A 14019-nucleotide genomic window follows, 5' to 3' on the forward strand; every position below is an offset into this window, starting at 1 on the left:
CGATATGAGTTCCGCTCTGTCCATCCGGCAGCTAACCAAAACCTACGGCAACGGTTTCCAGGCCTTGAGTGGTATCGATCTGGACGTTGCCGAAGGTGACTTTTTCGCCTTGCTCGGCCCCAACGGCGCCGGCAAATCCACAACCATCGGCATTCTCTCGACCCTGGTGAACAAGACCAGCGGAACAGTGAATATCTTTGGTCACGACCTGGACAAGGAACCGGCGGCGCTCAAGCGCTGCATTGGTGTGGTGCCCCAGGAATTCAACTTCAACCAGTTCGAAAAGACGTTCGACATTGTCGTGACCCAGGCCGGTTACTACGGCATCCCGGCGAAAATCGCCAAGGAACGCGCCGAGCAGTACCTGACCCAACTGGGCCTGTGGGACAAGCGCGATGTGCCGTCGCGCTCCCTGTCCGGTGGCATGAAGCGCCGACTGATGATCGCCCGTGCGCTGGTTCACGAACCGCGCCTGCTGATCCTCGATGAACCGACGGCGGGGGTGGACATCGAATTGCGTCGCTCGATGTGGACCTTCCTCACTGAACTGAACAAGAAGGGCATCACCATCATCCTCACCACCCACTACCTGGAAGAGGCTGAGCAGTTGTGCCGCAATATCGGCATCATCGACCACGGCACCATTGTCGAGAACACCAGCATGAAGCAGTTGCTCAGCCAACTGCATGTCGAAACCTTCCTGCTGGATCTGAAGAACACGTTGCAAGTGGCGCCGCAGTTGCTCGGTTACCCGGCCAAACTGATCGACAGCCATACCCTGGAAGTCCAGGTCGACAAGGCCATGGGCATTACCGCGCTGTTTACCCAATTGGCGCAGCAGAACATCGAAGTGTTGAGCCTGCGTAACAAAACCAATCGCCTCGAGGAGTTGTTCGTGTCTCTGGTGGAGAAAAATCTGTCGAAGGTGGCGGTATGAGTTCCGAGCTGCAACCCAACCTCGTTGCCCTCAATACCATCGTTTACCGTGAGGTCAAACGCTTCACCCGGATCTGGCCGCAGACCCTGCTGCCGCCGGCCATCACCATGGTTCTGTACTTCGTGATCTTCGGCAATCTGATCGGTCGGCAGATCGGCGACATGGGTGGCTTCACTTATATGGAGTACATCGTGCCGGGGCTGATCATGATGTCGGTGATCACCAACTCCTACGGCAACGTGGTGTCGAGTTTCTTTGGCAGCAAGTTCCAGCGCTCCATCGAAGAATTGATGGTGTCGCCGGTGTCGCCGCATACGATTCTGATCGGCTACACCCTGGGCGGCGTGCTGCGGGGGTTGATGGTCGGGATCATCGTGACCCTGCTGTCGCTGTTCTTCACCAAGCTGCAGGTGCATCATCTGGGCGTGACCGTTCTGGTGGTGGTGCTGACGGCGACGATCTTCTCGCTGCTGGGCTTCATCAACGCGGTATTTGCGCGCAACTTCGATGACATCTCAATCATCCCGACCTTCGTGCTGACACCGCTGACCTACCTGGGCGGGGTGTTCTACTCGATCAGTTTGCTGCCACTGTTCTGGCAGACCGTGTCGCTGGCCAACCCGGTGCTGCACATGGTCAACGCCTTCCGTTACGGCATCCTCGGTGTGTCGGATATCAAGATCAGCGTGGCGATCACCTTCATGCTCATTGCGACCGTTGTGCTGTACATCGGTTGTGCGCGGCTGCTGGTGAGTGGGCGTGGGATGCGTACCTAGGAGCGACCGCGTCGCCTGCTTCGCGAGCAGGCTCGCTCCCACATTGGTTTTGTGTCGATCGCAAAATAGGTGGGCAACGCCAATCAGTGTGGGAGCGAGCCTGCTCGCGATGGCGTCAGCATAAACACCGCAAAAAGAAACGGCCTCCCAAGCGGAGGCCGTTTTGCTTTCTCACATTCGACTTTGCTTACGCCGCTTCCACTGCCGACTCACCCACCAGCGCCAATACATCATCACCAGGCAATAGGCCAGCGCCCCAAGCACCAACCCCGTTACCACCGAGCCAAGCAAGAACGGTTGCCACAGGCTCGAGAGTTCGCCGCTGATCCATTCCCAGGTCAGTTCGTCCGGCAGGCTCCTGGCGGGGACGTCCATCAGCCAGGCGCCAGTCTGGTATGTGCAGAAGAACACCGCCGGCATGGTGATCGGGTTGGTCAGCCAGACCAAGCTGACGGCAATCGGCATGTTGCCGCGCACCACGATGGAGAGGGTGGCCGCCAGCAGCATTTGCAGCGGGATGGGCAGGAACGCCGCGAACAGTCCGACCGCCATGGCCCGGGCCACGGAATGGCGATTGAGGTGCCAGAGGTTCGGGTCATGCAGCAGGGTGCCGAGAAAGCGTAAGGATTTGTGTTCCCTGATGCTGGTCGGGTCTGGCATGTAACGTTTGAATAAGCGCCGGGGCATAAGGCTTCTCGGTCGGTTAAGGCGGCAAGTATGTCTGGATTCTACGAACCGCCCATTCAGATTTTGTGACAATTGTTAACGACGTACGTGCGGCGCGCCGGCTAAGCCTAGGGAGGGGACTCTCAAGGACGGGCTTATGCGCACAGGGATGATGGCGCTGGCGTTGGGTTTGCTGGCCCTGCGTTTTTTACCGGCGTTACCGCCGGCAGGGTTGTGGCTGTTGTTGCCGGTAGTGGGATTGATGCTGCTGCCGTTTCGCACCTTTCCCCTGGCATTTTTGTTGTTCGGTTTCAGTTGGGCTTGCGCGAACGCCCAGTGGGCGCTGAATGATCGCCTGCCGCTGAATCTCGATGGCGAGACTCGCTGGGTCGAAGGCCGTGTGACGGGTTTGCCGCAGCAGGCCGAGGGCGTGGTGCGTTTCGAGCTGACGGACAGTCAGTCCCGTCGCACCAAGCTGCCTCGGCACCTGCGTCTGGCCTGGTATGGCGGGCCGCCCGTCAACAGTGGCGAGCATTGGCGGCTGGCCGTCAAATTGAAGCGTCCTGCCGGGTTGCTCAACCCGCGTGCGTTCGATTATGACGCCTGGTTACTGGCCCAACGCATCGGCGCCACCGGGACCGTCAAGGACGGCCAGAGGCTAAGGGAGGCGCAATGGGCCTGGCGCGATGGCATCCGTCAGCGCTTGCAAGCAGTGGATGCCCAAGGGCGAACGGGGGCGCTGACGGCGTTGGTGCTGGGGGATGGCGCCGGGCTGAGCCGCGAAGACTGGCAGGTGTTGCAAGACACCGGCACCGTGCATCTGCTGGTGATTTCCGGGCAACACATTGGTTTGCTGGCAGGGTTGGTGTATCTGCTGATCGCCGGGCTGGCTCGTTATGGTGCGTGGCCCAAGGGCTTGCCGTGGCTGCCATGGGCGTGCGGGCTGGCGTTCGTGGCGGCGCTCGGTTATGGGCTGCTGGCCGGCTTCGAGGTGCCGGTGCGTCGGGCCTGCCTGATGATCGGTCTGGTGCTGTTGTGGCGGCTACGGTTTCGTCACCTCGGCGCATGGTGGCCGCTGTTGCTGGCGCTTGACGGCGTTTTGCTGCTGGAGCCGCTGGCGAGCCTGCAACCGGGTTTCTGGTTGTCCTTCGCGGCAGTAGCGGTACTGATCTTCACCTTTGGCGGACGATTGGGGCCGTGGCGTTGGTGGCAAACCTGGACCCGCGCCCAATGGCTGATCGCGATCGGTCTGGGCCCGCTGCTGTTGGTGCTGGGGTTGCCGATCAGTCTCAGCGGGCCGCTGACGAACCTGTTGGCGGTGCCCTGGATCAGTCTGGTGGTGTTGCCGCCGGCCTTGCTCGGAACGCTGTTGTTGCCTGTTCCTTATGTGGGCGAAGGGTTGCTGTGGTTGGCCGGCGGTCTGATCGACCTTCTGTTCAGAGGGTTGGTGTTGGTGGCTGGGCAATTACCGGCGTGGGTGCCGGCGGCGGTCCCGTTGTGGGTATGGGCGCTCGGCACGCTGGGGGCGTTTCTTCTGTTGCTGCCCAGAGGCGTGCCGTTGCGCCCGTTGGGTTGGCCGATGCTGCTGTTGCTGGTTTTTCCGCCCCGGCACACGTTGCCTGAAGGCATGGCCGAGGTCTGGCAGCTGGATGTCGGCCAGGGATTGGCCATCCTGGTGCGTACTCGCGATCACACCCTGCTGTATGACGCCGGGCCACGGTTCGGCGATATCGACCTGGGGGAGCGGGTGGTGTTGCCATCATTGCGCAAACTGGGCGTGGACGGCCTAGATCTGATGCTGATCAGCCATGCCGATGCCGATCATGCCGGCGGTGCGCGAGCGATTGCCAACGCAATACCAGTGAAGCAAGTACTGAGTGGCGATCACCTGGCCCTGCCAGACGAACTGCACGCCGAGGGCTGCGAGAGCGGTCAGCAATGGGCCTGGGACGGCGTGAAGTTCCAACTCTGGCAGTGGCCGTCAGCCAGCGAGAGTAATCAGAAATCCTGCGTGCTGCAGATCGAAGCCAACGGCGAACGGCTGCTGCTGACCGGCGATATTGATAGCGCGGCCGAGCGGGCGCTGCTCGACAGTCCAATGGCGGTGCCGACGGATTGGTTGCAGGCACCGCACCATGGCAGTCGCAGTTCGTCGTCGACGGCATTGCTCAGCGCCTTGCAACCCAAAGCGGTGCTGATTTCCCGTGGCAACGGCAATTCTTTCGGCCATCCCCATCCCACGGTCGTGGCGCGGTATCAAAAGCGCGGTGTGGCGATCTACGACAGCGCTGTGCAGGGTGCCATTCGTCTACAACTGGGACGCTTCGCACCGCCGTGGACGATGCTTCAGGAACGGCGTTTCTGGCGCGATCCGCCACCATTGAGCCAGTAACCCGCGTTATTAAAGCCCGACCGGATGCGACATCGCGGTCTTCGGTGCGTCCACCCCCTATGTTAGAGTGGCGCACTTTTTCGAGGGGACTGTCACTGTGTGGGAATTGGTCAAATCCGGCGGCTGGATGATGCTGCCGATCATTCTGAGTTCCATCGCGGCCATGGCGATCGTCGCCGAGCGTCTGTGGACCCTGCGTGCCAGCCGCGTGACCCCGGAGCACTTGCTCGGGCAGGTGTGGGTCTGGATCAAAGACAAGCAACTCAATAAAGACAAACTCAAGGAACTGCGCGCCAACTCCCCGCTGGGCGAGATCCTGGCCGCCGGTCTGGCGAATTCCAGGCATGGTCGCGAGATCATGAAAGAGTGCATCGAAGAGGCCGCTGCGCGAGTGATCCATGAACTCGAACGCTACATCAATGCCCTCGGCACCATTGCCGCCATGGCCCCGTTGCTGGGTTTGCTGGGTACGGTACTGGGCATGATCGATATTTTCAGTGCGTTCATGGGCACGGGCATGGGCACTAACGCCGCGGTTCTGGCCGGTGGTATTTCCAAAGCGCTGATCACCACCGCTGCTGGCCTGATGGTCGGCATCCCGGCCGTGTTCTTCCACCGCTTCCTGCAACGCCGGATCGATGAGCTGGTGGTGGGCATGGAGCAGGAAGCGATCAAACTGGTCGAGGTAGTGCAGGGCGACCGCGACGTGGATCTGGCCGAGGGTAAAGCGTGAAATTCCGTCGTAAACCGCGGGAAACGGTAGACATCAACCTCGCGTCGCTGATCGACGTGGTGTTTATCCTGCTGCTGTTTTTCGTCGTGACCACCACCTTCACCCGTGAAACCCAAATGCGCGTCGACCTGCCGGAAGCGGTCAGCGGTTCCCCGGCCGAAGACCAGCAGCTCAAGCAACTGGATATCGCCATCAGCGCCGAGGGGGTGTTCTCGGTCAACAACCAGTTGTTACCGAAGAACGACCTGACCAGCCTGATGGAAGCGCTACAGAAAGAATCCAACGGCGACACCAACCTGCCGCTGTCCATCAGCGCCGATGGCAAGACTCCTCATCAGTCCGTCATCACTGCCATGGACGCTGCCGGCAAGCTCGGTTTCAGCCATTTGCGCATGACCACTGTCGAGGCGGCGCCAGCGTCCTGATGGCCATGTCCGACCGATTGCTCGCCGCGTGGTATGCCGGTCATCCGGCCTTGAAGCTTTTACAGCCGCTTGAATGGCTGTATCGGCGTGTGGTCACCGGCAAGCGCAATCGCTTCCTGGCCGGCGAGGGCGAGATCTACCAACCGCCGGTGCCGTTGATCGTGGTCGGCAACATCACGGTGGGCGGCACCGGCAAGACGCCGCTGATTCTGTGGATGATCCAGCATTGCCAGCGCAGTGGTCTGCGGGTCGGCGTGGTCAGCCGTGGCTATGGCGCCAAACCTGCGCAACTGCCGTGGCGGGTCGAGGCGGATCAAGGCGCGGACGTGGCGGGCGATGAGCCGCTGTTGATCGTCCAGCGCACCGGCGTGCCGCTGATGATCGACCCGGACCGCAGCCGTGCGGTCAAGGCCTTGTTGGCGAGTGAGCCGCTGGACCTGATTCTCTCCGACGACGGCATGCAGCATTACCGGTTGGCCCGGGACCTGGAGCTGGTGCTGATCGATGCGGCTCGAGGCCTGGGCAACCAGCGTTGCCTGCCGGCCGGGCCGTTACGCGAACCGATCGAGCGCCTGCAAAGCGTCGATGCAGTGCTGTACAACGGCGCTGTCAATGATCGTGAAGACGGCTTCGCCTTCCAGCTGCAACCCACGGCGCTGGTCAATCTGCACAGCGGCGAACGGCGTCCCCTCGACCACTTTCCTGCTGGCCAGGCCGTGCATGCCGTGGCCGGGATCGGCAACCCCAAGCGTTTCTTCACGACCCTCGAAACGCTACACTGGCGGCCAGTGCCCCATGCATTTGCCGACCACGCCGAGTACAGCGTGCAGGCCTTGAATTTCACACCGTCATTGCCAGTGGTGATGACGGAAAAGGACGCGGTGAAGTGCCGTGCCTTCGCCGCCGCCGATTGGTGGTACCTGGCGGTCGATGCTGTGCCATCGCCGGCCTTCGTGGCCTGGTTCGATACGCAGCTGATGCGCCTGTTGCCGGCTCGTCTTTTGCCTTAAATCCGTTTCTATCCAGGGAATGTTCATGGACACCAAATTGCTCGATATCCTCGCTTGCCCGGTCTGCAAAGGCCCGCTCAAGCTCAGCGCCGACAAAACCGAGCTGATCAGCAAGGGCGCCGGTCTCGCGTACCCGATTCGCGACGGCATCCCGGTGATGCTCGAAACTGAAGCGCGCACCCTGACCACCGACGAGCGTCTGGACAAATGACTACAGCCTTTACCGTTGTCATCCCATCACGTTTTGCCTCCACCCGCCTGCCGGGCAAACCGCTGCTGCTGATCGCCGGCAAGCCGATGATCCAGCACGTTTGGGAACAGGCGAGCAAAAGCAGCGCCCAGCGAATTGTTGTGGCTACCGACGATGCGCGTATCGTCGAGGTCTGCAAAGGTTTTGGTGCCGAAGTGGTGCTGACGCGCGAAGACCACAATTCCGGCACTGACCGTCTGGCCGAAGTCGCGGCGAAACTGGGCCTGGCCCCGGACGCCATTGTGGTCAACGTCCAGGGCGACGAGCCGTTGATTCCGCCGAGCGTGATCGATCAGGTCGCCGCCAACCTGGCCGCCCACACCGAAGCGCGCATGGCCACGTTGGCCGAGACGATCGAAGACGTGGAAACCCTGTTCAACCCCAACGTGGTCAAAGTGGTCAGTGACCTCAATGGCCTGGCACTGACCTTCAGTCGTGCCACCTTGCCATGGGCTCGGGACGCGTTCGCCAAAAGCCGCGAGCAAATGCCGGAAGGTGTGCCGTATCGCCGCCACATCGGCATTTACGCCTATCGCGCAGGTTTCCTGCAGGACTTCGTCACCTGGGGCCCGTGCTGGCTGGAAAACACCGAATCTCTGGAACAGCTGCGGGCGCTCTGGCACGGCGTGCGGATTCACGTCGCCGACGCGCTGATCGCACCACCCACCGGTGTCGATACGATTGAAGACCTCGAGCGCGTTCGTCGCCTGCTGGAGGCCTGATGCGGGTTCTGTTCGTCTGCCTGGGCAACATCTGCCGTTCCCCCACGGCCGAAGGCGTATTGCGGCACAAACTGCATGAGGCGGGGCTGGCCGGGCAAGTCGAAGTGGCTTCTGCCGGCACCGGTGACTGGCACGTCGGCAAGGCCCCGGACAAGCGCAGCCAGGCCGCGGCGAAACTGCGAGGCTACGACCTGTCCGCCCAGCGCGCTCAGCAAGTGACCCGCGCCGACTTCGCCACCTACGACCTGATTCTGGCGATGGACAACAGTAACCTGCGCCACCTCAAGGCCTTGCAACCAGCCAAGGGCAAGGCCGAGCTGGATTTGTTCCTGCGTCGCTATCAGTCGCAAATCGATGAAGTGCCGGATCCTTATTACGACGGCGACCAAGGCTTCGAACAGGTACTGGACCTGATCGAGCGCGCCAGCGATCTACTGGTGATCGAATTGAAGGGACGGTTATGAGTTTGCAGGTACAACCCCAGGTTTCGCTCAAGCCGTTCAACAGCTTTGGCGTGGACGTTCAGGCGCGGTTGTTTGCCGAGGCTCATAGCGACGCCGACGTGCGTGACGCTCTGGCCTATGGGGCGGAACATGAGGTCCCCGTGCTGGTGATCGGTGGCGGCAGCAATTTGCTGCTGACTGCTGATGTCCAGGCACTGGTACTGCGCATGGCCACACGGGGCATTCGTCTGCTGAGCGATGACGGCAATCAGGTGGTGATCGAAGCCGAGGCGGGCGAGCCGTGGCATCCGTTTGTACAACACACGTTGGCGCAAGGGTTGTCGGGACTGGAAAACCTAAGCCTGATTCCCGGCACCGTGGGCGCCGCACCGATGCAGAACATCGGCGCTTACGGCGTCGAGATAAAGGATATTTTTGCCGGCCTGACGGCCCTCGATCGCCAGACCGGCGAGCTGCGGGACTTCACGCTGGCCGAGTGCAACTTCGCCTACCGCGACAGCCTGTTCAAACAGGAACCGGGGCGGTGGGTGATTCTGCGGGTGCGTTTCACCCTCACGCGCACCGCGCACCTGCATCTGGAATACGGCCCGGTTCGCCAGCGCCTGACGTCGCTGGGCATCGATCACCCGACGCCCACCGATGTCAGCCAGGCCATTTGCAGCATTCGCAACGAAAAGCTCCCGGACCCGGCGGTGCTCGGTAATGCCGGCAGCTTCTTCAAGAATCCGTTGGTGTCAGCTGCACTCGTGGCGCGACTCAAGGGTGAATACCCGGATCTGGTGGCGTATGCGCAACCCGACGGGCAAATGAAACTGGCAGCGGGCTGGCTGATCGAGCGGGCCGGCTGGAAAGGCTTTCGCGACGGTGATGCCGGCGTGCATAAATTACAGGCGCTGGTGCTGGTCAACTACGGCACCGCAACGGGCCTGCAATTGCTGAATCTGGCGCAGCATATTCAAAAAGACATTTCAGAACGTTTCCACGTCGACCTGGAAATGGAGCCCAACCGGTATTGAGGCTACGCTTTCAAGGTTGATTCCAAAGCCCTGCACAACGTCCATTGTGCAGGGCTTTTTTGTTAATGCTGGGTTAACTTAGCGATCTAACGATGAAAGCATTTGCTCCACCAAAGGCCCGGTGCAGACGTCACCGTCCGCATAAGAGAGCCTGTTAGCCTGAGTCGATCTGCGTGTAGTGAACCGCCAACCCCAAGCGGCAGATTGCTCGACCCCATAACCTCTATAACTATGCGGGCGTGCCCATGATTACCCTGAAACTCAATGGTCAAGATCATCAACTCGATGTCACCGAGGACATGCCGCTGCTCTGGGCGATCCGTGACGTGGCCGGTTATAACGGCACCAAGTTCGGCTGCGGCATGGGGCTGTGCGGTGCCTGCACCATTCATATCGACGGCGCGCCGGCGCGCAGTTGCATCACACCAATCGGCTCGGTAGTCGGCCAGAACGTCAGCACCATCGACAACCTGCACGCCGACCCGGTTGGCAAAGTCGTCCAGCAGGCCTGGCTCGACAGCGCCGTGGCCCAGTGCGGTTACTGCCAGGGCGGGCAGATCATGTCGGCCACCGCGTTGCTGAAAACCAACCCGAACCCCAGCGACGAGCAGATTGAAGAGGCGATGGTCGGCAACATTTGCCGTTGCGGCACCTACAACCGGATCAAGACCGCCATTCGTCAGGCATCCACTCACCTGAAGGAGGCCAAGGCATGAACCCGCTACCGAATGATTTTGCACTGAGCAACCTCAGCCGCCGCGGTTTCCTGAAAGGTGTGGGCGCCACCGGTGCGCTGGTGCTGGCAGCCAGTTGGGGCTGGCAGGACGCGTTTGCCGCCGAGAAAGAGAAGAAGTTCGGCGCCGATGGCATGCCCAACGGCTGGATCGATGATCCTAAGGTTTACGTCAGCATCGCCGCCGATGGCAGTGTGACCGTGGTTTGCAACCGCTCGGAAATGGGCCAGGGCGTGCGCACCAGCTTGACCATGGTGGTGGCCGATGAGCTGGACGCCGACTGGGCGCAGGTGAAAGTGCAACAGGCACCAGGTGACGAAGTACGCTTCGGCAACCAGGATACCGACGGTTCGCGCAGCATGCGTCACTGGTACGAACCGATGCGCCGTTGTGGTGCTGCCGCACGGACCATGCTTGAGCAAGCCGCTGCCGAGCAATGGAAAGTGCCGGTCAGCGAGTGCCGTGCGCAACTGCATAAAGTCATTCACCAACCGACCGGTCGCGAACTGGGCTACGGCGCGTTGGCCGCCGCTGCCAGTGCGCTGGCGGTGCCGGCCCGCGATAGCCTGCGGCTCAAGCAGCCCTCGGAATTCCGTTACATCGGCAAAGAAGGCACCAAGGCCATCGACGGTGCGGACATCGTCAATGGTCGCGCGGTCTACGGCGCCGATGTGCGTTTCGACGGTATGCTCTTTGCCACCATCGCGCGTCCGGCGGTCTATGGCGGCAAGGTCAAATCCTTCGATGCCAGTGCCGCGATGAAAGTCCCGGGGGTGATCAAGGTCCTGCAAGTCGAAAGTCGTCCGCTGCCGTCCGAGTTTCAGCCCCTGGGTGGTGTGGCCGTGGTGGCCAGCAATACCTGGGCGGCGATCAAGGGCCGCGAAGCGTTGACAATCGAGTGGGATGACGGCCCTCACGCCAGTTACGACTCGATCGCCTACCGCAAGGAACTTGAGGCGGCGTCCCTTGAACCTGGCAAAGTGGTGCGCAACACCGGCAACATTGACCAGGCTTTGAGCGCTGCCGACAGTACCCTGGAAGCATCCTATTACCTGCCGCACCTGACGCAATCGCCGATGGAGCCGATGGTCGCCATTGCCCGTTTCAAGGACGGCGTATGCGAAGCCTGGGCCCCAAGCCAGGCGCCGCAGGTCACCCGCGAACGGATCGGCGAGCGCCTCGGCATTCCATTCGATAACGTCACGTTCAATGTCACCTTGCTCGGCGGCGGTTTCGGTCGCAAATCCAAGCCGGACTTCATCATCGAGGCGGCGATCCTGGCCAAGGAGTTCCCGGGTAAGGCGGTGCGGGTGCAATGGACCCGTGAAGACGACATCCACCACTCGTATTTCCACACCGTGTCTGCCGAGTACCTGAAGGCCAGCCTGAACAAGGACGGCCTGCCATCTGGCTGGCTGCACCGCACGGTGGCGCCGAGCATCACCGCGCTGTTCGCGCCGGGTATGAACCATGAGGCGGCTTTCGAGCTGGGCATGGGCTTTACCAACATGGCGTATGCGATCCCCAACGTGCGCCTGGAGAACCCTGAAGCGGCGGTCCACACGCGGGTCGGCTGGTATCGTTCGGTGTCGAACATTCCCCACGGCTTTGCGATTCAGAGCTTTGTCGATGAACTGGCCCACAAGGCTGGCCAGGATCCGCTCAAGTACCAGATCAAGTTGCTTGGCCCGGACCGTCAGATCGATCCGCGCACCTTGAGTGAAGAATGGAACTACGGCGAATCTCCCGAGCGTTATCCGATCGATACCGCACGGATGCGCACCGTGCTGGAAACTGCTGCCAAAGCCGCCGGTTGGGGGCGTGAGTTGCCCAAGGGGCGAGGCCTGGGCCTGGCGGTGCATTACAGCTTTGTCACTTATGTGGCGGCGGTGATCGAAGTCGAAGTCAAAGACGATGGCACCTTGATCGTGCACAAGGCCGACATCGCCGTGGACTGTGGCCCGCAGATCAATCCCGAGCGGATTCGCTCGCAGTTCGAAGGCGCCTGCGTCATGGGCCTGGGCAACGCGGTGTTGGGGGAAATCAGCTTCAAGGAGGGCAAGGTTCAGCAGGACAACTTCCACATGTACGAGGTGGCGCGCATGTCGCTGGCGCCGAAGGAAGTCGCCGTGCACCTGGTCACGCCACCGGGCAATGTACCGTTGGGCGGAGTCGGTGAGCCGGGCGTGCCGCCGATTGCGCCAGCGCTGTGCAACGCGATATTCGCTGCCACCGGCAAGCGCATCCGTAACCTGCCGGTGCGCTATCAGCTGCAAGGCTGGCAAAAGGCTGAAGCCTGATGGACAGCGTCGATCTGAACGTCCTGCGCAGCGTGCTGCAATGGCGCTGCGCCGGTCAGCGGGTGATGTTGTACAGCGTGGTCCAGACCTGGGGCACCGCGCCCCGGGCACCGGGTGCCATGCTGGCCTTGCGTGAAGACGGCGTGGTGATTGGTTCGGTGTCCGGTGGCTGTGTCGAGGATGACCTGATTGCCCGGCTGCACGATGGCCGTATCCCGGCCGATGGGCCGCCGGTGCAGTTGATTACTTATGGCGTCACCCGTGAGGAGGCTGCACGGTTTGGTTTGCCGTGTGGCGGCACGTTGCGCCTGACCGAGGAGCGCGTGGGCGATCCGGCGTGGGTCGCCGAATTGCTGACACGTTGTGAGGCGCATGAAATCGTTGCACGTGAGCTGAATCTGGCGACCGGTGACGTGGTTTTGCGGCCAGCGAGCAAGACTGATGCGCTGGTGTTTGACGGGAAGACCTTGCGCGCCATCTATGGTCCGCGCTGGCGGCTGTTGCTGATCGGCGCCGGCCAACTGTCGCGCTACGTTGCCGAAATGGCGCGGCTGCTGGATTTCGAAGTGCTGATCTGCGATCCGCGCACCGAGTTCGTCTATGGATGGGAAGAGCAACACGGTCGCTTCGTCCCGGGCATGCCCGACGAAGCGGTGCTGACCATCCAGACCGACGAGCGCACGGCCATTGTCGCCCTGACCCACGATCCACGCCTGGATGACATGGCGCTACTTACCGCGCTGGACTCCAAAGCGTTTTATGTCGGAGCGCTGGGTTCGCGGGTCAACAGCCAGAAGCGCCGGGACAACCTGGCTCAGCTAGGCTTGTCACAACAGGCCATTGAGCGCTTGCACGGGCCGATCGGTTTGCACATCGGCAGCCATACGCCAGCGGAAATCGCCTTGTCGCTGCTGGCCGAGATTGTGGCGATCAAGAACGGCGTCGAGCTGAAACTGAAGAGGCCGTTACAGGAGGACGTATGAGCGACCCCATCGGCGTTATCGTTCTGGCCGCTGGGCAGGGCAGTCGGTTTCGACAGGTAGCGGGTGACGACAAGGACAAACTGCTGGTGGACTGCACGGCCCGTGACGGCGTCACCGTGCATTCGATGATCGAACAGGTGCTGGTGAATCTGCCGGCCGCCCTTGAGAAGCGCGTGCTGGTGACCACGGCGGATCGCCCGCAAGTGATTCGCATGGCGCAGGCCTATGGTTGCGAGATCGTGCGGATCGAGTCGACGGGGCTGGGCGACAGCATTGCGGCGGGTGTGGCGGCATGCTCGCAACTCGATGGCTGGCTGATCATGCTGGGGGATATGCCGTTTATCCTGCCGTCCAGCATTGAGCAGGTTGTTGCGAATATTGCCGATGATGCCATCAGCGTGCCGGTACATGAGGGGCAATATGGGCACCCAGTGGGGTTCGGGCGAAGCTTCGGTCCGGAATTGATGGCGTTGACAGGTGATCAAGGCGCCAAGTCGCTATTCGTACAGGCGAGGGTGGTCGAGGTGGCGGTGGAGGATCCCGGGGTGTTATGGGATGTGGATGTGCCTGAGACGCTGGTTTTTCAATAACGGTTGTCAGCGGGATTGCAT

Annotated in this window: 15 protein-coding genes; 14 read left to right on the plus strand and 1 reads right to left on the minus strand. The window is 61.5% G+C overall.

Translation table 11 applies throughout. The annotated features are described in order from the left end of the window. Positions 1–4: 4 nt before the first annotated feature. Together LOY38_RS08340 and LOY38_RS08345 are read left to right on the plus strand one after the other, a co-directional pair. A complete protein-coding gene (locus LOY38_RS08340; protein WP_095634883.1) occupies positions 5–937 on the plus strand; it encodes an ABC transporter ATP-binding protein in 933 nt (310 codons plus the stop codon). Then, positions 934–1713 carry an ABC transporter permease gene (locus LOY38_RS08345; protein ID WP_258699598.1) on the plus strand — a complete coding sequence of 260 codons (780 nt, stop codon included), beginning with the start codon at positions 934–936 and terminating at the stop codon, positions 1711–1713. Before LOY38_RS08340 ends, LOY38_RS08345 begins: the two co-directional genes overlap by 4 nt. Positions 1714–1884: 171 nt before the next feature. Here the strand turns inward: LOY38_RS08345 and LOY38_RS08350 are convergent, their stop codons facing one another. Continuing rightward, positions 1885–2400 carry a DUF2062 domain-containing protein gene (locus tag LOY38_RS08350; RefSeq protein WP_258699599.1) on the minus strand — a complete coding sequence of 172 codons (516 nt, stop codon included), beginning with the start codon at positions 2398–2400 and terminating at the stop codon, positions 1885–1887. Positions 2401–2536: 136 nt separating this feature from the next. On the opposite strand from LOY38_RS08350, the gene LOY38_RS08355 reads away from it, so the two are divergent. The 12 genes from LOY38_RS08355 (at position 2537) to LOY38_RS08410 (ending at position 13998) form a co-directional block, all read left to right on the plus strand. Next, a complete protein-coding gene (locus LOY38_RS08355) occupies positions 2537–4771 on the plus strand; it encodes a DNA internalization-related competence protein ComEC/Rec2 (RefSeq protein WP_258699600.1) in 2235 nt (744 codons plus the stop codon). A gap of 97 nt (positions 4772–4868) precedes the next feature. Continuing rightward, positions 4869–5504, plus strand: coding sequence for a MotA/TolQ/ExbB proton channel family protein (locus LOY38_RS08360; RefSeq protein ID WP_258699601.1), 636 nt, complete (start codon positions 4869–4871; stop codon positions 5502–5504). Next, complete coding sequence (locus tag LOY38_RS08365; protein ID WP_258699602.1) at positions 5501–5929, plus strand: biopolymer transporter ExbD; 429 nt, start codon at positions 5501–5503, stop codon at positions 5927–5929. The genes LOY38_RS08360 and LOY38_RS08365 overlap by 4 nt, the downstream gene beginning before the upstream one ends. Further along, a complete protein-coding gene (gene lpxK, locus LOY38_RS08370) occupies positions 5929–6939 on the plus strand; it encodes a tetraacyldisaccharide 4'-kinase (protein WP_258699603.1) in 1011 nt (336 codons plus the stop codon). The genes LOY38_RS08365 and lpxK overlap by 1 nt, the downstream gene beginning before the upstream one ends. 25 nt (positions 6940–6964) lie before the next feature. Beyond that, on the plus strand, positions 6965–7150 hold the full coding sequence (locus LOY38_RS08375; protein WP_007945752.1) for a Trm112 family protein: 186 nt from the start codon (positions 6965–6967) through the stop codon (positions 7148–7150). Then, complete coding sequence (kdsB, locus tag LOY38_RS08380; RefSeq protein WP_258699604.1) at positions 7147–7911, plus strand: 3-deoxy-manno-octulosonate cytidylyltransferase; 765 nt, start codon at positions 7147–7149, stop codon at positions 7909–7911. The genes LOY38_RS08375 and kdsB overlap by 4 nt, the downstream gene beginning before the upstream one ends. Further along, entirely contained in the window at positions 7911–8375 is a 465-nt protein-coding gene (locus tag LOY38_RS08385; protein WP_258699605.1) for a low molecular weight protein-tyrosine-phosphatase, read from the plus strand. The genes kdsB and LOY38_RS08385 overlap by 1 nt, the downstream gene beginning before the upstream one ends. Further along, positions 8372–9391 carry a UDP-N-acetylmuramate dehydrogenase gene (murB, locus tag LOY38_RS08390; protein WP_258699606.1) on the plus strand — a complete coding sequence of 340 codons (1020 nt, stop codon included), beginning with the start codon at positions 8372–8374 and terminating at the stop codon, positions 9389–9391. The genes LOY38_RS08385 and murB overlap by 4 nt, the downstream gene beginning before the upstream one ends. Positions 9392–9636: 245 nt before the next feature. Next, entirely contained in the window at positions 9637–10107 is a 471-nt protein-coding gene (locus LOY38_RS08395) for a (2Fe-2S)-binding protein (RefSeq protein ID WP_007941956.1), read from the plus strand. Continuing rightward, positions 10104–12425 (plus strand): xanthine dehydrogenase family protein molybdopterin-binding subunit, encoded by a 2322-nt coding sequence (locus LOY38_RS08400; protein WP_258699607.1) that lies wholly within the window; start codon positions 10104–10106, stop codon positions 12423–12425. Before LOY38_RS08395 ends, LOY38_RS08400 begins: the two co-directional genes overlap by 4 nt. After that, positions 12425–13408, plus strand: coding sequence for an XdhC family protein (locus LOY38_RS08405; protein ID WP_258699608.1), 984 nt, complete (start codon positions 12425–12427; stop codon positions 13406–13408). The genes LOY38_RS08400 and LOY38_RS08405 overlap by 1 nt, the downstream gene beginning before the upstream one ends. Next, positions 13405–13998 (plus strand): NTP transferase domain-containing protein, encoded by a 594-nt coding sequence (locus LOY38_RS08410; protein WP_258699609.1) that lies wholly within the window; start codon positions 13405–13407, stop codon positions 13996–13998. Before LOY38_RS08405 ends, LOY38_RS08410 begins: the two co-directional genes overlap by 4 nt. Positions 13999–14019 lie beyond the last annotated feature (21 nt).

This window comes from Pseudomonas sp. B21-015 (genome assembly GCF_024749285.1).
Classification (GTDB): domain Bacteria; phylum Pseudomonadota; class Gammaproteobacteria; order Pseudomonadales; family Pseudomonadaceae; genus Aquipseudomonas.